Source organism: Paenibacillus pinistramenti, from assembly GCF_005869875.1.
Classification (GTDB): domain Bacteria; phylum Bacillota; class Bacilli; order Paenibacillales; family Paenibacillaceae; genus Fontibacillus; species Fontibacillus pinistramenti.
Genome location: NZ_VAWG01000011.1, coordinates 42,034 through 63,526 on the forward strand (window position 1 = coordinate 42,034; position 21,493 = coordinate 63,526).

Annotated in this window: 21 protein-coding genes; 16 read left to right on the plus strand and 5 right to left on the minus strand. The window is 53.6% G+C overall.

Features of this window, described 5'->3' with window-relative positions:
• Positions 1 to 49: 49 nt before the first annotated feature.
• Both FCN15_RS13320 and FCN15_RS13325 read left to right on the plus strand, forming a co-directional pair.
• On the plus strand, positions 50 to 1,459 hold the full coding sequence (locus FCN15_RS13320; RefSeq protein ID WP_138495487.1) for an ABC transporter substrate-binding protein: 1,410 nt from the start codon (positions 50 to 52) through the stop codon (positions 1,457 to 1,459).
• Between the two features lie 191 nt (positions 1,460 to 1,650).
• The gene (locus FCN15_RS13325; RefSeq protein ID WP_138495488.1) at positions 1,651 to 2,832 is read left to right on the plus strand and encodes an alanyl-tRNA editing protein; all 1,182 of its coding nucleotides are present in this window, start codon (positions 1,651 to 1,653) and stop codon (positions 2,830 to 2,832) included.
• Positions 2,833 to 2,937: 105 nt separating this feature from the next.
• Here the strand turns inward: FCN15_RS13325 and FCN15_RS13330 are convergent, their stop codons facing one another.
• The gene (locus tag FCN15_RS13330; protein ID WP_138495489.1) at positions 2,938 to 3,906 is read right to left on the minus strand and encodes a nucleoside hydrolase; all 969 of its coding nucleotides are present in this window, start codon (positions 3,904 to 3,906) and stop codon (positions 2,938 to 2,940) included.
• A 233-nt stretch (positions 3,907 to 4,139) separates the two neighbouring features.
• Here FCN15_RS13330 and FCN15_RS13335 point away from each other — a divergent pair, with 233 nt between their 5' ends.
• The 3 genes from FCN15_RS13335 to FCN15_RS13345 all read left to right on the plus strand — a co-directional run bounded on the left by FCN15_RS13335 (position 4,140) and on the right by FCN15_RS13345 (position 5,881).
• Positions 4,140 to 4,619 carry a DUF6530 family protein gene (locus tag FCN15_RS13335; protein WP_138495490.1) on the plus strand — a complete coding sequence of 160 codons (480 nt, stop codon included), beginning with the start codon at positions 4,140 to 4,142 and terminating at the stop codon, positions 4,617 to 4,619.
• A gap of 29 nt (positions 4,620 to 4,648) precedes the next feature.
• Positions 4,649 to 5,026, plus strand: coding sequence for a GIY-YIG nuclease family protein (locus tag FCN15_RS13340; RefSeq protein ID WP_138495578.1), 378 nt, complete (start codon positions 4,649 to 4,651; stop codon positions 5,024 to 5,026).
• Between the two features lie 117 nt (positions 5,027 to 5,143).
• Entirely contained in the window at positions 5,144 to 5,881 is a 738-nt protein-coding gene (locus FCN15_RS13345) for a glycerophosphodiester phosphodiesterase (protein ID WP_138495491.1), read from the plus strand.
• A gap of 74 nt (positions 5,882 to 5,955) precedes the next feature.
• Here FCN15_RS13345 and FCN15_RS13350 read toward each other — a convergent pair whose 3' ends face one another.
• Positions 5,956 to 7,107: a glycosyltransferase family 4 protein gene (locus FCN15_RS13350; RefSeq protein ID WP_138495492.1), complete on the minus strand. Its 1,152-nt coding sequence runs from the start codon at positions 7,105 to 7,107 to the stop codon at positions 5,956 to 5,958.
• 373 nt (positions 7,108 to 7,480) lie between these two features.
• Between FCN15_RS13350 and FCN15_RS13355 the strand changes: the two genes are divergently transcribed.
• From FCN15_RS13355 to FCN15_RS13375, 5 genes are all read left to right on the plus strand, one after another.
• Positions 7,481 to 8,227 carry a DeoR/GlpR family DNA-binding transcription regulator gene (locus FCN15_RS13355; protein ID WP_138495493.1) on the plus strand — a complete coding sequence of 249 codons (747 nt, stop codon included), beginning with the start codon at positions 7,481 to 7,483 and terminating at the stop codon, positions 8,225 to 8,227.
• A gap of 2 nt (positions 8,228 to 8,229) precedes the next feature.
• Entirely contained in the window at positions 8,230 to 9,144 is a 915-nt protein-coding gene (gene pfkB / locus FCN15_RS13360) for a 1-phosphofructokinase (RefSeq protein ID WP_138495494.1), read from the plus strand.
• Between the two features lie 47 nt (positions 9,145 to 9,191).
• Positions 9,192 to 11,102 (plus strand): PTS fructose transporter subunit IIABC, encoded by a 1,911-nt coding sequence (locus FCN15_RS13365; RefSeq protein WP_138495579.1) that lies wholly within the window; start codon positions 9,192 to 9,194, stop codon positions 11,100 to 11,102.
• A gap of 256 nt (positions 11,103 to 11,358) precedes the next feature.
• Positions 11,359 to 13,173 carry a methyl-accepting chemotaxis protein gene (locus tag FCN15_RS13370; protein WP_238996682.1) on the plus strand — a complete coding sequence of 605 codons (1,815 nt, stop codon included), beginning with the start codon at positions 11,359 to 11,361 and terminating at the stop codon, positions 13,171 to 13,173.
• A gap of 222 nt (positions 13,174 to 13,395) precedes the next feature.
• Positions 13,396 to 14,298, plus strand: a complete 903-nt coding sequence (locus FCN15_RS13375) for a LysR family transcriptional regulator (protein WP_138495495.1) — start codon at positions 13,396 to 13,398, stop codon at positions 14,296 to 14,298.
• A 128-nt stretch (positions 14,299 to 14,426) separates the two neighbouring features.
• Here FCN15_RS13375 and FCN15_RS13380 read toward each other — a convergent pair whose 3' ends face one another.
• Both FCN15_RS13380 and FCN15_RS13385 read right to left on the minus strand, forming a co-directional pair.
• Positions 14,427 to 15,887, minus strand: coding sequence for a sensor histidine kinase (locus FCN15_RS13380; protein WP_138495496.1), 1,461 nt, complete (start codon positions 15,885 to 15,887; stop codon positions 14,427 to 14,429).
• Positions 15,877 to 16,572: a response regulator transcription factor gene (locus tag FCN15_RS13385; protein WP_138495497.1), complete on the minus strand. Its 696-nt coding sequence runs from the start codon at positions 16,570 to 16,572 to the stop codon at positions 15,877 to 15,879. Before FCN15_RS13385 ends, FCN15_RS13380 begins: the two co-directional genes overlap by 11 nt.
• A gap of 202 nt (positions 16,573 to 16,774) precedes the next feature.
• On the opposite strand from FCN15_RS13385, the gene FCN15_RS13390 reads away from it, so the two are divergent.
• The 5 genes from FCN15_RS13390 (at position 16,775) to FCN15_RS13410 (ending at position 20,666) form a co-directional block, all read left to right on the plus strand.
• Positions 16,775 to 17,167 carry a hypothetical protein gene (locus FCN15_RS13390; protein WP_138495498.1) on the plus strand — a complete coding sequence of 131 codons (393 nt, stop codon included), beginning with the start codon at positions 16,775 to 16,777 and terminating at the stop codon, positions 17,165 to 17,167.
• A gap of 20 nt (positions 17,168 to 17,187) precedes the next feature.
• Positions 17,188 to 18,204: an FAD:protein FMN transferase gene (locus FCN15_RS13395; protein ID WP_138495499.1), complete on the plus strand. Its 1,017-nt coding sequence runs from the start codon at positions 17,188 to 17,190 to the stop codon at positions 18,202 to 18,204.
• Positions 18,205 to 18,219: 15 nt separating this feature from the next.
• Positions 18,220 to 18,828, plus strand: coding sequence for a ferric reductase-like transmembrane domain-containing protein (locus FCN15_RS13400; protein ID WP_162515361.1), 609 nt, complete (start codon positions 18,220 to 18,222; stop codon positions 18,826 to 18,828).
• A gap of 60 nt (positions 18,829 to 18,888) precedes the next feature.
• Positions 18,889 to 19,845: a D-2-hydroxyacid dehydrogenase gene (locus tag FCN15_RS13405; protein ID WP_138495501.1), complete on the plus strand. Its 957-nt coding sequence runs from the start codon at positions 18,889 to 18,891 to the stop codon at positions 19,843 to 19,845.
• A gap of 218 nt (positions 19,846 to 20,063) precedes the next feature.
• Positions 20,064 to 20,666, plus strand: a complete 603-nt coding sequence (locus FCN15_RS13410; protein ID WP_138495502.1) for a histidine phosphatase family protein — start codon at positions 20,064 to 20,066, stop codon at positions 20,664 to 20,666.
• Positions 20,667 to 20,843: 177 nt separating this feature from the next.
• Here the strand turns inward: FCN15_RS13410 and FCN15_RS13415 are convergent, their stop codons facing one another.
• Positions 20,844 to 21,026 (minus strand): hypothetical protein, encoded by a 183-nt coding sequence (locus tag FCN15_RS13415; protein ID WP_138495503.1) that lies wholly within the window; start codon positions 21,024 to 21,026, stop codon positions 20,844 to 20,846.
• Positions 21,027 to 21,215: 189 nt separating this feature from the next.
• On the opposite strand from FCN15_RS13415, the gene FCN15_RS13420 reads away from it, so the two are divergent.
• On the plus strand, positions 21,216 to 21,467 hold the full coding sequence (locus FCN15_RS13420) for a type B 50S ribosomal protein L31 (protein WP_138495504.1): 252 nt from the start codon (positions 21,216 to 21,218) through the stop codon (positions 21,465 to 21,467).
• Positions 21,468 to 21,493: the final 26 nt, after the last annotated feature.

Sequence of the window (21,493 nt, forward strand, 5' to 3'; positions counted from 1 at the left end):
ATAGATACCCACTCAATCAAAATCATTCGACCAAGGGAGAGATCTGTACATGAAAGCTTTTCGTTTGAGAAAAAGTCTGCTGCTGATTACTACCGCTCTAACGGTAGCTCTGGCAGGCTGCGGGAACAACTCCGGAGGCAATAATGCGGGATCAGGCACAAACGGCGCTGCCGGAAACAGCAGCTCCAGCAACACTTCCGGCAAGGCGGCCGCAGCGGAGGCTGCGCCAGTTAAGGTCACCTGGTGGCACTCCATGTCCGGCACGAACGAGAAGGCGGTTAACGAAATCGTGTCCGACTTTAATTCCAGCCACAAGGATGTTCAGGTGGAAGCAGTCTTTCAGGGCAAATATGATGAGAGTCTGAACAAGCTGAAGGCCTCCTTCGGGTCAAACAGCGGCCCGGACCTGATCCAGGTGTACGAAATCGGCAGCAAATTCATGATTGATTCCAAAATGATTACGCCTGTTCAGCAGTTTATTGATGAGGATCAATATGATCTGTCTCAGCTGGAGCCGAACATTACCCGTTATTATACGATTGACGGCAAATTGAACGCGATGCCGTTCAACACTTCAAACCCGATTCTTTACTACAACAAGGACGCCTTTAAAGCGGCTGGGCTTGACCCGGAGAACCCGCCGAAAACGTATGAAGATTTCGAGAAAGCAGCCAAAGCATTGGCGAAGAACGGCAAACCGGCCGCTTCGATTGCGATCTACGGCTGGTTCATGGAGCAGCTGTTCGCGAACCAAAATGCGGATTACGTGAACAACGGCAACGGCCGTGAATCCTCAGCCACAGAATCGCTGCTGAACTCCGATGCCGGTGTCAAAACGCTGGAATGGTGGAAGCGGATGATCGACGAGAAGGCTGTGTCCAATCTTGGCCGGAACACGGATGATACAGACGCCGCCTTTGCAGCCGGACAAATTGCGATGACCCTGGATTCCACCGCATCTCTCCGCAATATCGTGCAGTCGGTCGGCGGCAAGTTTGAAGTCGGCACCGGCTTCCTGCCTAAACCGGCAGATGCCAAGGAGGGCGGCGTGGTGGTCGGCGGCGCGAGCTTGTATATTATGAACAACAAGCCGGTCGAAGAGCAGAAAGCAGCCTGGGAGTTTATCAAGTACCTGGCAACGCCTGAAGTGCAGGCAAAATGGAGTGTAAATACGGGCTACTTCCCGATTACGAAGGCCGCTTATGACCAGCAGGTCTTGAAGGATAACATGGCAAAATATCCGCAGTTCCAAACTGCTGTTGACCAGCTGCATGCCTCTACGGAATCCACTGCAACCTCCGGAGCGGTGATGGGCGTATTCCCTGAAGCCCGCCAGATCGTGGAAGGCGCAATCGAGTCCGCCCTGAACGGCAAGCAGGAGCCAAAAGCGGCGCTGGATGAAGCAGCCAAGCAAATTACGGACAAGATCGCCCAATACAACGAGACGGTGCAAAAATAACCGGAGCAAAATAATCTGAATCAAATTAATCTGAATCAAATTAATCTGAATCAAATTAATCTGTATCCAGTTCCCCGGACTCCTGCGGAAGAGAGATTTCTCCTCTTTGGCGGGATCCGGGGATTTTTTTTGATTGGGATTAAGCTACAATAGGAAGGAGTACAAGCAAGCGCAGCGGAAAGGACAACCCAATGACGAATAGACGCTATTACGAGAATGCAAATCTGCAGGAATGGAACACAACAATTACGGAACAGCAGGAGCGGGACGGCGGCTGCTTCGTCAAGCTGGAAGAGACAGCCTTCTATCCGGAAGGGGGCGGCCAGCCTTGCGATACCGGCTCCATCGGCGGGATACCGGTGCTTGAGGTGCAGGTGAATGAGGACGGGGAGATATGGCATCAGGTGGAGCGCTTTCCGGAGGCAGCCGGGGTGAGCTGCTCGCTCAACTGGGAACGACGGTTCGACCATATGCAGCAGCACAGCGGCCAGCATTTGCTGTCCGCGGTCTGCCTCACGCTCTATGGCGCACAGACTTTAAGCTTTCATATGGGAACTGATTACGCCACGATCGACGTGGAGACCGCTGAATTGACCCTGGCTCAGCTTCAGCAGCTGGAGCAGGAGGTTAACCGCCAGATTTATCTTAACCGCACCATCACCAGCTATTTTGTCACCCAGGAGCAGGCTGCAGCGCTGCCCTTGGTCAAGCAGCCGAAGGTCACCAGTCAAATCCGCATCGTCGAAATCGAGGGCATTGAATATAACGCCTGCGGCGGAACCCACGTAACCTCGACAGGTGCGATCGGCATCATCAAGCTGCTGAAGGCAGAGAAGCAGAAGGGCCATACCCGGATTTATTTCAAATGCGGCCTTCGGGCCCTGCAGGAGTTTAATGACAGCCTGTCCATTCTGAACACCCTGGCCGCTAAATTTAATACAGGCAAAGAGGAGATTCTGGACCGGTTCGGCAAATGGGAAAATGAGCAGGCGGCGCTTAAGGCCGAGCTCGCGGCATGGAAGGAGCAAAACGACGCTTATATGGCGGAGAAGCTGCTTGCCGGAGCGGACGGAGGTGCTGCTGCGCATATTTTTGAGGACAAATCCCTTAAAGACGTGCAAAATCTGGCGGTCAAGCTTGCCGCAGACAGCGGGCTTCCCGTTCTGTTCCTGACCGGGGGAGACAGCAAGGTTGTTCTGGCTTACAGCGGCGGGGGGAGCCTGGCCTGCGGCGCATTCTTCAAAGCGCACTTATCCGCCTACGGCGGGAAAGGCGGAGGCAGCGACAAGCTGGCTCAAGCCGGCTTCAGCAGCCGGGAAGAGGCAGAAGCGTTTTACGCGTTTGCACGCAGTGCGATAGCTGAGCAAGGATAGCGAAGCGGCGGGAACCCGCCCCGGATAGGCGGCATCAATAAAATAGCCGGAGCCCAAGAGTGTTTGGGTTCCGGCTGTTTTTTTTCTGGGTGAAAATTGAGGGTTTCAGCTGGCGGAGCTGTCGCTCAAGAATACGGCCATCATCGCGTTCATCGCCCGTTCCCCGTCAACGTCCATGCAGAAGTCGGCAGGCTGTCCGATATGCGGCCTTGCTCTCCGGTCGGTAACGACCATGCCGGCGACATGCTCGCCTTCGGCTGCGATAAAGGCATGCAGTCTCTGAATCTGGACCAGGCTTGGATTCTCCGCCACAAGGACGGCAAGCAGATCATGCATCGGACAGGCGCCGATCAGATGATTGACCTCCTGATAGAACCGGAAATAGTGCTCCAGGGAATCCCGCAGGAAGGTGACAAGCGGCTGTTTGCCGGCTGGCGCGTGCTCAAGCAGGTACCCGAGCTGCCGGCGGGTTAACAGGGTCTTCAGTGTTACATCTAGTCCAACTACGGTAAGCGGAGCTCCGGACCGGAACACATAGGCTGCTGCCTCGGGGTCACCGGCAAAGTTGGCTTCCGCAACCGGCGTCACATTGCCGGGAACAAGGACATTGCCGCCCATTACAACAATTTTTCTAAATTTGCCTGCAATACCTGGATCAAGCTCCAGCGCCTGCGCCAGGTTGGTCATCCGCGCAAGCGTAACGAGGGTAATTTCTCCCGGATGCTCATTCACCATGGAGACGATATATTCAGCCGCCGTTTGGCGGATCACCTGCTGATCGGACGGGGGAAGAATAACGCCGCCGATTCCGTTCTGTCCGTGAACGTGCTCGGAGAAGCGGACTTCGGTCCGGGCCAGCGGATGGGCAGCCCCTTTGGCGACCGGGATCTCATGTTCCAACCCGGCCAGCTTCAATAAGCGCAGGGTGTTGTCCGTGGCCTGCTCCACGTCAATGTTGCCGAAGCAGGTCGTAATGCCTTCCACTTTAATCTGGGGGGAAAGCAGGGCGTAGAGCAGGGCTGCGGCATCGTCAATGCCGGTATCTGCGTCAAGAATCATGCGTTGCTGAATCATTTTTACCTCCAATTTAGATCGTCCATTATTAGAAATATGAGAGCATTCATCTGTGCTTTATTATCAGGGAATTGCCGCCGGACGACAAGCGGTTGACATTTGCCGACGGGGAACGTTAAGATGGTCTCAGATTATTTAGTGATTTAGTAAATTAGTAATTCAGTAACTCAGCAACTCAGTAATAGAAGCCTTTCCCGTACTGTCCCAAATTGAATTCAAAGGCAGGTATTCACATGAAAATTCCAACAAGCTTAAAGCATAAACCGGTCATCGTCTCTGAAAATTACGAGCAGGTGGACGGCCGGTATGCCGGCCAGACAGATGCGAAAGGGCTGTCGCTCGGGCTTGCCCAGTGGAACGACCGCGGCAAGGTTGATATTTCGGCCAAGGTTTGGCGGTATACGGGCGAGAAGTGGTCCCGGCAGTCTGAAGAGCTTCCGCTGCACCGCGTTCTGGACCTTGCCATTCTGGTCACAAGCAGCATTGCCCATTTCCGTGAGGCATACCGCTATCAGGATTTGTTTGACCCGGAGAATCCGGTAATAGGCCGGGTTGGCCTCCAGGGAGATGCTATGAACGTAGCCGTCGCCACGGACAACGACCGGATCAAGGAAGACATCAAGCTATTCAGCCAGGTGCTTAGTGATGACAGCGAGCTGATCGGAGAGCGTCTTAGGACGCTTTCGAACATTTTGAAGGAAATGGGATATTAAACCATAGAGAGGATTGAGCCGCAGTGACGATGGATAAACAGAGGAAAAAGGATTTGGCGTCCCAGTACACCCAGTCCTTCCGCCGGATGGGCATTTACCAGATCCGCAATACGGATAATGGAAAAATTCTGGTCTGCTCTGCGATGGATTTGGACGGCGCCCGCAACCGCCTGCTGTTTACGCAGCAAACTAATGTCAACAGCATGAGTGCGCTGCAGCAGGACTGGAACCGGTACGGCGGAGCATGCTTTGTGTTTGAAGAGCTGGATGAGCTCAAGCCCGAAGAGGAGTTTGCCGATCCGGAAGCTCGTAAGAAATATAAGGGCGAGCTGGAAGCGCTGCTGGAGCTGTGGCTGGAGAAGCTGCAGCCGTATGAGGACAGAGGCTATAACAGGCGGGCAAAGTAAAGGCTCCAGCCGGCATATTTTTTGGAACAGGCGATAAAATTTACAAAGGCAGCGATTTCTGAACATTGTACTCCGGTAAAATGAATCAAATCCAACCGTCGAACTGGAGGTATTGTAGTGAACCATTGTTTAAATATTGCCCACAGGGGAGCATCAGGCTATTGCCCGGAGAATACGATGGCTGCATTCCGGCGGGCCATTGAGCTAGGAGCTAACGGAATTGAAACGGATGTACAAATGACGGCAGACGGCCAATTGGTGCTTATTCACGACGAGCAGCTCGAGCGGACTGCCGGCTCGCCGAAGCTTGTAAAGGATGTCACATTTGACGAGCTTCGCGGGCTGGACGCCGGTTCCTGGTATGCTCCCGAGTTTGCCGGGGAGAAGATTCCTTCGCTGCGTGAACTGCTTGAGCTGGTGCGTCCTACTTCCGTTATGGTGAATATCGAGCTGAAGAACGGAGTGGTGCCTTATCCTGGTCTGGAGGAAGCGGTGATCAGGGAAGTGCGCGATTTCGGACTCAGTGACCGGATTATTCTGTCCAGCTTCAACCACTACTCCCTGGTAAAATGCAAGCAGCTTGCCCCTGAAATCCGGACAGGCCTGCTGTATATGGAAGGCTTGTACGAGCCGTGGGAATATGCGATTCGCTGCGGAGCGGACGCGCTGCATGCTGTCCATTATGCGGTGCTGCCGGAATGGGTAGAGGCTGCGGCCAAGCAAAGAATCGCCTATCATCCGTTTACCGTAAATGAGGAGCCGGAAATGGAGCGGCTGCTGGCAGCGGGAGCTGCAGGGATTATTACGGATTACCCCGACCGGCTGGGCGAGCTGCTGCTGGCCAAGAAGGGATAATTGAACAGGCAGGTGAATAACCCCTCGTTTGCACGGCTTATGCGCCGGCAGCGAGGGGTTTTTGGTGCTGAATCTTATCCTGTTCGGATTCCCTTGTGGCCGCGTCTGGCTTCCACAACTTCTTCGTAGCCGCTGATCAGCCCGTCAAAAATAGCGGGCCACGACCGGGCTAAAGCCTGCTTCCTTGCCTCGCGGCCCATCTCGGCCAGCAGAGCCGGCTGGCCGGCAAGCCTGCTGATCTCCTCAGCCAGTGCCTCCGGAGAGCGCGGCGCTACAAGGCTGCCCGTTACCCCGGGCTGCACAAGGTCCTGGACTCCGCCGGCATCGGCTCCGATGACGGGCAACCCCGAAGCCATCGCTTCTGCCACCACATTCCCGAACGTCTCCGTGCTTGACGGGAATACAAACAAATCGGCAGAAGCGTACAGCTGCGCAAGCTCTTCGCCATGCTTGTAGCCGGTAAAGGTGACGTTATCCGGAACGAGCGTGCGCAGCTCGGGCAGCATCGGCCCGTCTCCGGTGATGAGCCAGTGTGTCTGCTGCCGGACAGATTCCGGAAGCAGCTGCATGGCCCGGGCCAGGGTAGTGATGTCCTTCTCCGGAGCAATACGCCCTACATACAGCAGCAGCAGCGGAGCGGTGATGCCGTATTTTTCCCTGACTTCCGGGCTGCGCAGCTCAGGGTTATACCTGTCGCAGTCGACCCCGCGCGACCAGAGGCGAAGCCGCTGAAAGCCCTGCATCCGCAGCGTGTTAATCGTTTCGTGCGAAGGTGCGAAGGTAGCGTCACAGGATTGATGAAACCATCTCATATATTTCCAGTAAAAGGGGACAATCCTGTTCATGCGGTAGTATTCGAGATAACGGTCAAAGTGGGTATGGTAGGAGATCACATGCGGAAGATCATGGGTATGTGCATAACGGAGACCGCATAAGCCGAGATTGAACGGAGTCGCCAGATGAAGAAGATCGGGCTTGAAGTCCTCCAGCTGTTTGCGGATGAAAGGCAGATTTGGCAGCGCCAGGCGGCATTCGGGATATAGCAGAAAAGGAATGCTGGCAATCGGGCGGATCGAATCAGGATAGCGGTCTTCCGCTGCGGATTTCGGAGTAAACAGAATATGCTCGATCCCGCGCCGGTCCAGATGTTTGGTAAGCCGGCTCAGCGTGAGGGCTACGCCGTTCGTCTGCGGAAGAAAGGTGTCCGTAAACAAAGCCAATCGCATAGATAACCTCCAATCTGCTCGTATTGCCTTCAGTATAACGTCCAATTATTCAGGCTGAATCAAGCGGGTGTTAAGGATGTCTAAGAGCGGCAGATGAAGTCAGATCCTTTTTCCTCTATCACAATATGCGGAGCCGGCGCTGCCTAGAGCGGCGTTTAGCGGCTGCCAGGGGTGTTTTTTCTTTTATCCCTGAAAAAGGGCATGAGGCGGGTCCCGTTCCTTTTCCTCGCCTTTATTGTTGTTATTCTTGGTCTTTCTTTCAATATTGACGATTACTTGAACGTCTGGGTGAAGGGTTTTGAATATTTTTGATTGAAAGTGATTGATTTTGACGGAAGTTATGGTATGATTGAACCAGTTGGAGGAGTTGAAAATGCTTACAGAAGAACGTTACAACCTGATTTTAGAGCGCTTACAGGAACAGGGAATCGTGAAGCTACAAGAGCTTGTAGACTTGATAGGGGTTTCTGAATCCACGATTCGCAGGGATTTGGTTGATCTGGAGAGCCGGCACCTGCTGAAGCGGATCCATGGAGGAGCCAGCCTGCCTGGGGAGAAAGGCAAAGAACCGGGCATGGAGGAGAAAACGTTCAAAAACGTTCAGGAAAAAGCGTCTATCGCCCGCGCCGCAGCGAGCCAGCTGCAGGACGGCGAATGTATTTTTCTGGATGCGGGAACGACTACTCTAGCGATGATTCCTTTTATTGAAGCCAAAGACATCACCGTGGTGACAAACGGCTTATCTCATGTGGAGGCGCTTGTAAGCAAACGAATCCGCAGCTATTTGTTAGGCGGCATGATGAAGACGCACACGAAAGCGGTGATCGGAAGCATTGCACTCCAGAATATTGAGAACTTCCGGTTCGATAAGTGTTTTTTGGGTACAAACGGTGTAGACCCGGTCTTGGGTTATACGACACCGGACCCCGAAGAAGCATTAATCAAACGCAGAGCGCATGAATTGTCCGGCCAGTCTTATGTGCTGGCAGACAGCAGCAAGCTTGGCGAGGTGACTTTTGCAAAGCTGTTTGATCTGGAAGAAGCAGTGCTTATTACGGATAAAATGCCGGAACGCTGGCGGGCCTCCATCACCCAGAAAACCAACATAATCGAGGGATGACCATGATATATACGGTAACGCTTAATCCTTCCATTGATTTTATCGTGGAAGTTGAAGACTTCAAGCTGAACAGCCTGAACCGGATGAAGCGGGATCTCAAGCTGCCCGGGGGCAAAGGCATCAACGTCTCCCGCGTGCTGAACCGCCTCGGAACCGTAAGCACGGCAATCGGATTTACCGGCGGATTTACGGGCCGTTATGTGGAGGACTGCCTGAAGGCGGAATCCATCCGCACCGGGTTTGTACAGGTACAGGAAGACACCCGGATCAACATCAAGCTGAAGCACGGGGAAGAGACGGAGATCAACGGGCTGGGACCGGCGATCAGCGAAGAAGAGGCGGCTCAGCTGATTCGTCAGCTGGAAGCACTGGGACAGGACGATATCCTTGTCTTGTCGGGAAGTGTTCCGCCCACGCTGGGAGCTGACTTCTACGACCGGCTGATCAGCGTATGCCAAGAGAAGGGCGCACGGTTTGTAATTGATACAACAGGCGATGCTCTCATGAATGCGCTGCAGCACAAACCGCTCCTGGTCAAACCTAATCATCACGAGCTGGGAGAGCTGTTTGGAGCCGAGCTGAAGGATAAGACGGAAGTCGCTGAATACGGCCGGAAGCTGCTTGAGCTTGGCGCGCAGCACGTTTTGGTCTCCATGGCAGGCGAAGGAGCTTTGCTTCTGACCGAAACGGATACCTATGAAGCGAATGTGCCGAAAGGCAAAGTCAAAAATTCAGTCGGTGCCGGAGATTCCATGATTGCAGGCTTTATCGGCACCTGGGCAGCCGGGGGAGATCTGCTCGAAGCTTTCCGTACAGGGGTTGCTTCCGGAAGCGCAACGGCTTTCTCCGTTGACCTGGCGACCGGCGCGGAAATTGAAGCTTTGCGTTCACAAGTTCATATAACGAAATGGAATTAAACCGGGAATAGAACAGCTAGACCTATTTACAGCTAGGGGGAAGAATGATGAAAATCACGGATCTGCTCATTAAAGAAACAATGATTATGGATCTGAAGGCAATTACGAAAGAAGCAGCAATTGATGAGCTTATTGCCAGTCTGGCGGCTCACGGCCGGATTAATGATCCGGTGCTGTTCAAGCAAATGATTCTGAAGCGGGAAGCCGAGTCCAGCACCGGGATCGGCGGAGGCATCGCAATGCCTCACGCGAAGACGAATGCTGTAAATGAACCGACGGTTGTCTTTGCCAAAAGCGCCAGAGGTGTTGATTTTGAATCCCTGGACGGTGAACCTGCAGCCTTGTTCTTCATGATTGCAGTTCCTGAAGGGGCGGGCAACTTCCATCTGCAGACGTTGGCTTCACTTTCCAGGCTGCTTATTGACAGCGGTTTCATCGACCAGCTCAAGATGACCTCCACACCGGAGGAAGTGGTTGCCTTGTTTGACGCGAAGCAGCAGGAGAATGAAGGCGGAGATTCCCGCAGCGTTCAAGGCAATCAAGGTGTTCAAGGGGCTCAAGCAGCAAACGGCTCCGAAGATTTTGTAGTTGCTGTTACGGCCTGCCCGACAGGGATCGCGCATACCTTTATGGCGGAAGACGCCCTGAAGAAGAAAGCAGCGGAAATGGGCGTACAGATCCGCGTGGAAACCAACGGCTCCGAAGGTGCCAAGAATGTCCTTACTCCGGACGAAATCCGGCGCGCGAAAGGGGTTATTATTGCGGCCGACAAGCAGGTCGATATGGCCCGTTTCGACGGCAAGCCATTGCTGCAAAGACCGGTCAGCGACGGCATTCGCAAGCCGCAGGAGCTGATTACGAAAGCGCTGCAGGGCGATGCCCCAATTTACCGCAGCAGCGGCGGCGCTAAAGAGGCGCAGAGCAGTCAGGCTCAGGGCAAAGCCAGCATCGGCTCCAAAATCTATAAGGATCTGATGAACGGGATCTCCCACATGCTTCCGTTTGTTGTCGGCGGCGGTATTCTGATCGCCATCTCCTTCCTGTTCGAGCAGGTTGGCGGAGCCGATGATCCCATTTACAAGCTGCTCATGTCCATTGGCGGCGACGGGGCTTTCCACTTCCTGATCCCGATTCTGGCGGGCTTTATCGCAATGAGCATCGGCGACCGTCCGGCGCTTATGCCTGGTATGGTCGGCGGCTTGATGGCAGTTAACTCGAATTCCGGCTTTCTCGGCGGTTTGGCTGCGGGCTTCCTGGCCGGTTACATCGTCATTGGCCTGCGCAAGCTGTTCTCGGGTCTGCCTAAGACCATTGAAGGCCTGAAGCCGATTCTGCTGTATCCGGTTGTCGGCCTGCTGATTACCGGCACGATCATGTACTATATCTTTGACCCTGTCTTCAGCACGATTAACGACTGGGTGGTTACAGGCCTGAACAACCTCGGAACAGGCAACGCAGTTCTGCTGGGAGTTGTCCTCGGCGGCATGATGTCCATTGACATGGGCGGACCGTTCAACAAAGCGGCTTATACCTTTGCCATCGGCGTCTTTACTTCAAGCGGCAACACAAACGGCACCCTGATGGCCGCCGTAATGGCGGGCGGTATGGTTCCGCCGCTGGCAATCGCGCTGGCTACAAGCTTTTTCAAACGGAAGTTTACGGAAGAGGAGCGCAAATCCGGCATCACGAACTATGTACTCGGTTTATCCTTTATTACGGAAGGCGCCATTCCTTTTGCGGCAGCAGATCCGCTCCGCATCCTGACTTCCTGTATCCTGGGTTCCGCGATTGCAGGCGGTTTGACACAGCTCTGGCACATTAACATTCCGGCTCCGCACGGCGGTATTTTCGTAGCGGCGCTTGCGAATCACGCCCTGCTGTTCCTGCTTTCGGTAGCGATCGGGGCAGTGGTGTCCGCATTGATTCTGGGCATCTGGAAAAAGAACATTAAAGCCTAAGCAAGCAGGCTTTCATTAGGGAGAGGACCGGCACCGGGTGCCGGCTCTCTTTTTTTCTAAATAAAGTTTCTAAAATAAATATGAATGAAAATTTTTCATTATTTTCACGAAAACAATAAAAAAGGGTGCCGCCTAATCCGATATTAAAGGTAAGCAGCGTTTATCAAGACGCTTCTGTACGGGGTCGCGGTAAAGAGATATAGGCTTGTTACAGTCAAGCTGCGCCCATATTTGGAGGATATCTTGGAGGGAAGTCATGTTGAAATTGCAGATGAAATCGATCATTAAAGACAGATTTAAACCGAAGTCCAAATCAGATCCTAAATCAGATCCTAAATCAGATCCTAAATCTGATGCGAAATTCAATCTCCGCAACTGGAACACCCGGCGCAAGCTGCTCATTCTGAACCTTACGTCCATCCTGTTTCTGATGCTGATCGGCGGAATAAGCTACTTCTACATAAACCTTACTGTCAGCAACTCGAAAGCGCTGTATGAGCAGAATTTGATCAAAGTGAAGACAGTGAACCAGATCAACGCCAATTTCAGCTCGGCGATGACGGATATTCTGGGGCTGATTCTGACAGAAGACGAGAACATGAACCATGATCTGAATAAGCATTATGAGGAGATGATCACAACCAACCAGATTCTGTTGGAGAATTACGGCACACTCGTGACCGGTCAAGGCGAGAAAGAGCAGTATAACGAGCTGGTCACTCAGATCAATGAACTGACTGATAATGCGGATGAAGTCATTGCTTTGGGGCTGGATAACAAGAAAGAGGAAGCCTACCAAGCTTACAACAGCCAGATTATGCCGGTTAAGACGAATATCGAGAAGTCGATCCAGGAACTGACGGATTTAACGGATCGAAATTCCGAGGACCGCAACAAGGAGAATAATGCAGCCGGGCAGACGGCCAAAACAGTCAGCTCAGCAGGAGTCATTTTAGCTGTGATCATTCTCGTACTCATTGCAAGATGGATCGTCATCATGATCACCCGCCCGCTTGCGAATCTGCAGAAAATGATGGAAAGTGCAGCAGTGGGAGATTTGACGGTGAAAGGTACTTATCTGTTTAGGGATGAGCCCGGCAGACTGACGGCTTCCTTCAACCAGATGGTTGAATCGCTGCGCTTCCTGGTGCTCCAGGTCAATGAGAAAGCCGCAACACTGGCGGCAAGCTCTCAGGAATTAACAGCGGCTTCGGAGCAGAGCGCTTCTGCCACCAGTCATATTTCTGACCAAATCCAGAAGATCAGCGATGGAACAGAGTCCCAGGCCCGCGGAGCAGGCGAGGTGAGCCGGACGATGCAGGAAATGTCAATAGGCATCGGCAGAATCGCTGACTCAGCAAGCGAGCTGGCCGAAGCGTCCAAACAGTCTGAAACCAATGCCATAACGGGGCATGAATTTGTCTCCAATGCCATCCGCCTGATGGAGGACATTCACCAGTCGATAACCGGGCTGGCAGATGCCGTCGCCCAGCTCAACAAGAAATCGGAGAACATCGGGGCAATTACGAATACGATCAATGATATTGCGGCTCAAACCAGCCTGCTTTCCCTTAACGCAGCTATCGAAGCGGCCCGGGCCGGCGAGGAAGGCAGAGGTTTTGCGGTTGTCGCGGCAGAGGTGAAGAAGCTTGCTGAACAATCCGGACAATCGGCAGGCAGCGTGACTGCGCTGATCGGAGAAATTCAGCGCGATACCGCAAGCTTGTTCCAGACCATGGAGAGCAGCAAGGCTTACGCCCAGAGCGGCCGCAGCGCCATGCTGGATGTCGGACAGAACTTTGACCGGATTCTGCAGAATATCCGCGGGCTGTCAGCGCAGCTGCAGGAAGTGTCTGCTGTAACGGAAGAAATGTCGGCGTCCTCGGAGGAGGTGCTGGCTTCGGCCGAAACGTCGGCGGGAGTCGCAGACCAGGCGAAAGACCTGACCCAGGGTGTTGCGGCCGCCGCCCAGCAGCAGCTGGCCTCCGTAGAGGAGGTAACCGGCTCTGCCGCCCATTTGAGCAGCCTGGCGCAGGAGCTGCAGGCCTCGATTGAGCGGTTTAAAGTGTAGCAGCTGCCTATGAGTTGGTGCTTGACCGTTGCTCCTTATGAACCTTAAAGGTTATAAATAGAGGTACAAGCTTTGCCGCTGTCATTGCCCTGCATCACGTCCAGGACGGTCTCGAGAAGGGCCGGATTAAAGAGATAAGCAGCGGACGCGCAGCCAGTAGATGTGCAGCCAGTTGACGCGCAGCGGACCCGCAGCGGACTAACGCAGAAAGGAGACGGTCCATTGACCTTACAGCAGTTGAAATACGTCATTGAGATTGCGACCCGCGGCTCGATGAACGAAGCGGCCAAACGGCTGTTTATTTCGCAGCCAAGCTTGTCCAACGCGATCAAGGATTTAGAGGAAGAGCTCCACATTACGATTTTTGAACGGACGAATAAAGGCATTATTCTTTCTAAAGATGGTGTGGAATTTTTGAGCTATGCCCGCCAAGTGGTGGAGCAGGCTGAGCTGCTTGAAGGAAGGTACTTGAACGCCAAGCCGTCGCCGCAGCATTTCTCGGTGTCTGCCCAGCATTATGCTTTTGCTGTCAATGCGTTTGTGAAGCTCGTGCAGGAGCATGGCCATGAGGAGTACGAGCTGGCTCTGCGCGAAACCAAAACCTACGAAATTATCGAGGACGTCAAGACGCTGCGCAGCGAGATCGGCATTCTGTACCTGAATGAATTTAACTCCAAAGTGATTAACAAGCTGCTGAAGGACGCCGGCCTTGTGTTTACGAGCCTGTTCGCAGCCCGCCCGCATATCTTCATCAGTGTCAAGAATCCGCTCGCCAAGCAGTCCATCGTACAGATTGAGCAGCTGCAGGACTATCCTTATCTGTCCTTTGACCAGGGGGAGTACAACTCCTTTCACTTCTCGGAGGAAATTTTGAGCACCCTATCCCATAAGAAGAGCATCCGCGTCAACGACCGCGCCACGCTCTTTAACCTGCTGATCGGCCTTAACGGGTATACCATCTCGACCGGGGTGCTCAGCGCAGAGCTGAACGGACGCGATATCATTTCCGTGCCGCTGGACTCCGACGAGACGATTAACGTGGGCTGGATCCGGCATAAGGACGCGGCTTTGTCGAAGCTCGGGATCGCCTATGTTGAAGCTTTAAAGGAGTTTGTCCCTTTGTAAGAGGCGGTCTGCTGCTGCAAGCTGCGCTGGATTCAGGCAGAACAATAAGAAGCTGCATTACCGAAGCTGTGAAAATAACTCAAAAAGGGTGCCCCGAAAGTCATACCATGACTGGGGCACCCTCTTTGTTATGCGGTTACGAGCGGTATGGCAGCTGTAAAGGTGCTGCCTTGTCCGGTCGCGCTGGCCACGCTGAGCTGTCCGCCGTGCGCCTCGGTGATCCACCGGGCGATTGAAAGGCCGAGGCCATGGCCGCCAAGCTCGCGGGTCCGCGACTTATCGACCCGGTAAAAGCGTTCGAAGATGCGCTGCTGCTCTTCGGCGGGGATGCCGATTCCGTTATCTGTTACGGAGATGAACAGCATGCGCTTGTCTTCCCGGACCTTCAGGGAAAGAGTAACCTCGCCGCCCTCAGGCGTGTACTTCAGCGCATTGTCGAGCAGAATGAGCATTAGCTGCTTGATCCGGTCTGAATCTACGCAGGCGTTGCAGCTGTCCGGAGTCTCCAGCCCAAGCCGGATCGACTTTGCCTTTGCCAAGGGCACCAGCGAATCGACCGTTTGCCCGGCCACAGCCTCAAGCTCGGCGGGTGCCCGGTTCAGCCGGAGCGTATCGTCATCCGACCGGGCCAGCGTAAGCATACTGCCTAACAAGCTGGTCATGCGCTTGGACTCTTCTTTCATGTGGCCGAGCACCTTGTGCGCAAAGGGATCGCTTTCCAGACTGTCCTCCATTTCCAGCGTGTCTATGGAAGCCTGGATGACGCTGAGCGGGGTCCGGAGCTCATGAGAGGCATCGGCTACAAATTCACGCTGCCGCGTATAGGCGGCGCGGATCGGGATCATGGCCCTGACGGACATTTTCCGGCTCAGGAAGACGGCCAGACCACAGAACAGGACGGCGATTGCGATCAGCACCAGGAACAGCAGCCTGAACAGCGAATACTGCGAGGATACATCCTTCCCCACGTACAGCGTCCCGATATAAGTCCCGTTGTCATAAATGTCCTGCGCTGCAATCAGCATCAGGGTATCATGCCTGTCTGAGGAAGGGGAGACGGAGATGGAATCGGGAGATTCCTCCCACTCCCCATGCCGGTGGCCTTTCAATTCGGGCAGCTGGAGATTAACTTTCTTGAAGCTGACTTTATCCCCGTTAGGCTGCCAGCCGGCTGCTGCCGCAGTAAGCGAACTGCACAATTCCCCGCTTGTCTCCGAGCCGCAGATCTGCTCGCCGTCCGCTGTTTTCACAATAGAAAGGGTTTCAGAGGACCCGTACGTGTAGCTGCTCTGAATATTTTCCGCAAAGCTGTACTCCCCGGTATGCTCCATCGATTCATGCAGCTGGTAGGCACTCGCGCTGATCCAGCTGCTGAGGTCCTTCTTCTGCTCTGTAATCAGCAGGAAATACAGCAGAATATATACGGATGCAATAAACAGGATGAGGAATGCCATCAGAACAGCGCTGTACTGCAGCGTCAGTTTATTTTGCGTGCGTTTGAACATATCCGGGTTTGAAAGCCGCCGTTTAATTGTGTTCCATCCAAGCCGGCTGAACCCTTTAAGTCTGCTGAATCTGTTAGTCTTCAATTTTATAGCCGACCCCCCTGACGCTTTGGATCAGCTCTTCATGGCCGAAGACCGCAAGCTTTCTGCGAAGGAGCTTCACAGTAGCATCAATAGTCTTAGGTCCGACATCGGCATCCAGCCCCCAAATGCGGTCCAATATTACTTCCCTGGTTAAGGTAACCCCGGCGTTCTGCAGCAGCAGGTTAAGCAGCTGGAATTCGCGCGGCGACAGCTGAACGGTTTCCCGGACTGTCCCGGAGTCTCCGCTGCTGCTGGTCACCGTCTGGCTCGTCCGGTTCAGAATCATTCCGGCGATCTGCAGCTCCTCTTCCTGGATCGGAGCGAAGTTGCGGCGGGACAAAGCCCGGATGCGGGCAAGCAGCTCGCCGATTTCAAACGGCTTGACCAGATAATCGTCAGCTCCGGCATCCAGGCCTTCGATTCTGTCCTGCAGACTGTCGCGGGCCGTCAGCATCAGAATCGCGCCCATGTAACTTTTTTTCCTCAGCTCCATACATACGGCCGTACCGTCCCTGCCCGGCATCATCCAGTCCAGGATCAGCAGATCGTAAGCGGAGGCCAGGGCATATTCAACGGCAGAATCACCATCTGTGACCCAGTCAACCAGATAGCCGCCTTTCTTCTTCAGCATATGAACAATCAATTCCCCAAGCCGGGTGTCGTCTTCTGCAAGCAGTATTTTCATGAGTAGACGTTCCTTTCCTTAAATCCTTATATGAAAGAATAACATTTTAGAGTGAAAAAGGAATGAAATTGCCTTTAATCAAAAATTAAGATTTCTTTCACCGTGATTTCACCGAAAGCCGGTAAACTGACCTCAACCTTAACAACACAACAAATTCTAATATTCAAATTCCTGAAAATCAAAATATCGGAGGAGATTTCATATGGCAAATCAAAAATGGGTTAAATGGGCCACAGGGCTGGCCGGAGTGCTGATGTTTACAGGGTTTGTAGGTTATCTGTCCAAAGGTGAGCAGACGGAGGGAACCTCCGGAAGCACGAGCCTGGCCGCCGGAAGCGTGCAGGAGGACAATTCGGCCAGCGGGAACAGCCAGGATGATCTGCAGCAGCAATGGCAGAGTGATTCGCAAGGCAGCGATTCCGGTTCAAGTTCCGGTTCAAGTTCTGATTCGAGTTCTGGCTCATCAGCATACGAAGGAAGACACGGCCGCTTTATGGACGGCAGCGGGACGACTGACGGCGGCTTTGTTCAGGGCGGCGGGCAGGATCAGAGCTCTGGGGACAGCAGCGGCTCCATCCGTACCCAAGCTTCCTGATCGGGAGAGGAGAGACCGTGATGATGCATTCCTTTTCTGCCATGAACACTTCATTTCACACCTTTGGGCTCTCGGAGCAAGGGCAGCGGGAAGCGGAATCCTGGTTTGCTTTCGTTGAGAAAAATCTGAGCCGGTTTCTCCAAGACAGCGAACTGTCCCGGCTTAACCGCTCTGCGGGCCGCCCGTTCCTGGCGACTCCCTTGCTGTTCCAGGCGGTGTCGCAGGCGGTCTATTACTACACTTACACCGAAGGATTATTTCATCCGTTCCTGGGCCAAGCCCTTGAGCAGCGCGGGTACAGCAGAAGCTTTGAACACCTTGGAGCGGGAGCGGACAAGAAAGCGGCCGGCTCTCCTGCTGCTTCGCCGGAGCTTGAGCTTGAGGCCGGGGAAGCGCACCAGGCGCAGGCGGTAAACCGCGGGGGCAAGCAAGGAGAGCGGACAACCGGACTGCCGCTGCTGGACATTCAGCTTAACGCCGCCCTGCGCAGCATCCTCATCCCGGCTGGCTGGTCAGCCGATCTTGGAGGCATCGCCAAAGGCTGGAGCGCGGAGCAGTTTGCAGATATGCAGAAGCGAAAAGGCGTCTCCAAGGGGGTCATCGACGCCGGCGGCGACATTATGCTCTGGGGAAGCTGGGACATCCCGCAGCGGGTTGCGGTTGCAGACCCGTTTCATCCGGCCGGAGACCTGCTTGCGCTGCATATTTCAGAGCGGACCGGCATCGCGACCAGCAGCCGGCTCAAACGCAGCTGGACGGATGCGGACGGGAAGCTCCAGCATCATATTACAGATCCGCGGACATTAACCTCAGGCAGCACGGACCTCGTTCAGGTTACCGTACTGCACCCTTCCCTGGCGGCGGCAGAAGCGGCGGCAAAATGTCTGCTGCTCCTCGGCTCGGAGGAAGGAACGCTGTGGATGAGACGGCATTTTCCGTTGGCAGATTTTATAATCGTCCGCGAAGACGGACAGCTGCTTACCGGTGGCGAGCTGGAGAAGTATGAGCCTGAAGGGCTCTTACACGTGCAAGAATAGAAGGAGATGATCTTTATGGAAGCCATAAATACAATAAATTCAATGCTGGATACGATCGCAAGCTCTCTTACGGTTTGGACGACGACCCGGGCTGCTGCGTTCACCTCGTATCTGCTGCTGTTTGCAGCTATGACCGCCGGTCTGCTGCAGGGAGGAACCTGGGCGACAGGCGCGAGAAAAGCCAAACTGAACATGATCCACCAGTGGAGCGGCTGGTTTGGCATCCTGTTTGGCATGCTGCACGGGCTCGTGCTGACCTTTGGAACAGACGTTCCCTATGACCTGAAAGGTATTCTGGTTCCGTTCGCTTCCGATTATGAACCTGTCTGGAGCGGTCTTGGCACTCTGGCGCTGTACGGAATGATCCTGCTGGTGGCCACCTCGGACCTGATGAAGAAGCTGGGCAAAAAGGTGTGGAGAGCGATTCATTTTCTCGCTGCCCCAACTTACGTAATGGCCCTGCTGCACGGAATTATGGAAGGCTCGGACACCTCCAGAATGGCATTTACAATCATGTACGCCCTGACAGGAGCAATCGTTCTCGGGCTCATTATCTACCGGATTTGGTACGCTGCCCGCTCTTCGCAGAACAAAGTCAAGCGCCAGCCTGCCCGTTCGGTCTGATTTGACAGCCTTCATTTCCAGGTGATAGCATCTTTGTCGAATGGAAATGGAGGGATCATCATGGGAACAATCATAGCCGTCCGTCCGCTGGAGGAGCGGTTCCGCAAGCAGATTCAGGATGCAGCGCCCGGCTGGGAGCTGATTGATGGAAGCGATAAGGAGAAGATGCTCGCCCGTCTGCCTGATGCTGAAGTGCTGCTGGGCTGGAAGAGCAGCTCGGCCGATATTTTGCTGAGGCAGGACTCGTCCTTGAAGTGGATCCAGAACTGGTCAGCCGGTGTGGAGCATATGCCGCTGCAGCGCTTCAAGGAGCTTGGCATTACGTTAACCAATGCAAGCGGCGTGCATCCTTTCCCGATCTCCGAGCATATCTTTGCCATGCTGCTGTCCCTGACCCGCCGGGTGCATACGGCAATCCGCAATCAGGCGGCACATACATGGGGGGTGTCCGAGGAAGGGATGGGCGAGGCGCATGGAAGAACCATCGGGATTCTGGGCGTAGGTGCGATCGGCTCGGAGACGGCGCGGCTGGCCAAAGCTTTTCAGATGACGGTGCTTGGCCTGCGGCATTCAGGGAAGCCCGATCCGTGGGTTGACCGGATGTATGAGCCTTCCGGCCTGAACGAGCTGCTGGCCGAATGCGATTATGTGGTGAACTGCCTGCCTCATACGAAAGATACGGACAAGATAATGGGGGAAGCCCAATTTGCTGCCATGAAGAGAGGCGCTTGCTATATCAATATTGGGCGCGGGGCGACCACCGATACGGCGGCGCTCGTTGCCGCCCTGCAGAACGGGACGGTTGGCGCTGCGGGTCTTGATGTGTTCGAGGAAGAGCCTCTCCCGCAGGATCATCCTCTCTGGGATATGGAACAGGTGATACTGACCCCGCATATTTCAGGTGCTTCCGCCAGCTATACGGAGCGGCTGGTTTCAATTTTTACCGAGAATCTGCGGTTATATGTTCAAGGCCAGGCTCCGGGTCTTAACGTGGTTGATTTGGAGAAGCAGTATTGAGCAATTGAAGTTTAATCAGCAGGGAACGTCCGGGTTTGCGGGGCGTTTTTTGTATTTTTCACGATCTAGTTTCAGCGCCAAAAAGGCTTCATGCTTTATTTAAAGCCGGCTAGCATTCGCTTCCGGCTGAAGCCTCCTTTATAATGAAAGACAGCATGTAAAGCTGAATGCTGATCCTTTGTATTGACAGAGGTTCCGATAGAAGGAGGCCGCACGGTATGACACAAGTAGGATTGATCAGACATGGAAGCACGATATGGAATAAATCGGGCAGGGTTCAAGGCTTAACCGATAATCCGCTTGACGAAGACGGCAGAAGGGAAGCCCGAATGCTCGGATTGTGGCTCAGCGGACAGAAATGGGACAGGATTTATTCAAGTGATCTGCTCCGCGCGCGGGAAACAGCTGAGATTATTGCCGGCGAGCTGGGCATAGATAAGGTAGAGACCGATCCCCGGCTGCGTGAACTGTATGCCGGCCAGATCGAAGGGACAACCGAAGAGGAGCGGCGCAGCAAGTGGGGAACCGGATGGAAGAGTCTGGATCTCGGGCTGGAGCCGCCGGATACGGGTATGGAACGGGGAGCCGCCTGCATTGCGGAAATAGCAGACCGGCATGAAGGAGAACATATCCTCATTGTGAGCCATGGTGTGCTGCTCTTCCACAGTCTCAGAAAGCTGGTTCCGGGGCTGGCGGATAAAATGAATCTCAGCAATACGGCGATCACCGTGATTTCGCGGGAAGACGGTACATGGAACTGCTCCATCTACAATGGAACAGAGCACTTAATGGAGAAGGAAGAGGCAGAGGAGGACTGCTGATGAACGGCCAGGACAAGCCTGCGGCAAGCTTGGAGGAAGAACAGAGGCTGGAGCAAATTCGTCCGTCCGTTCCAGGCTGTAATGGGAATAAATTAATATGAAACAAAAAAACTTCCCTGAAACCCGCCGGCGATACCGCAGCAATCAGGGAAGTTATTGTATTAAAGATAATATCAGTTAACCGATTCTGCGGCTCTCAAGCAGGTGAAGCTTGTTCCGCATGGCCAGATGAAAATAGATGCTGTTCATCAATTCCGGATTATGAAGATGTTCAGCTTCCCGGATCCGGCGGAGTTTCACTTGGTCCGAACTGCACAGAAATTCCGTCATCCACAAACTTAAGTTGGTTTCATGTCTCATACCAAGTCCTCCTTTAGGTTCTTGAGAATTCCTTCATGTTTCTATTATATCCAACGGTTATTAATATATTATTAAATTTCCATTAATAATTGATATTTTTATTTCGTGCTGGTGTTTTTCTGTGTATTTTGTTATAATAAAAAGTATCGTAAAAGTTACGAAATAATCTCAACAGTAAAGGTGATCAGAGTGAAACAACAAATTCACCCTAAATTCCAACAGGTGATTTTCTTTGATGCAAGTGCCAACTACAAATTCCTGAGCGCTTCCACTAAATCTTCCAACGAAACTATGGAATGGGAAGACGGCAACACTTATCCGGTAATCCGCGTGGATACCAGCTCCGCGTCCCATCCGTTCTTCACTGGCAGACAGCGTAACACAGATGTTGGCGGCCGCGTAGACCGTTTCAACAAGAAATACAACCTGAACAGCAAGTAAGCTTGTTCAAGTCAAAGGCATCAGTC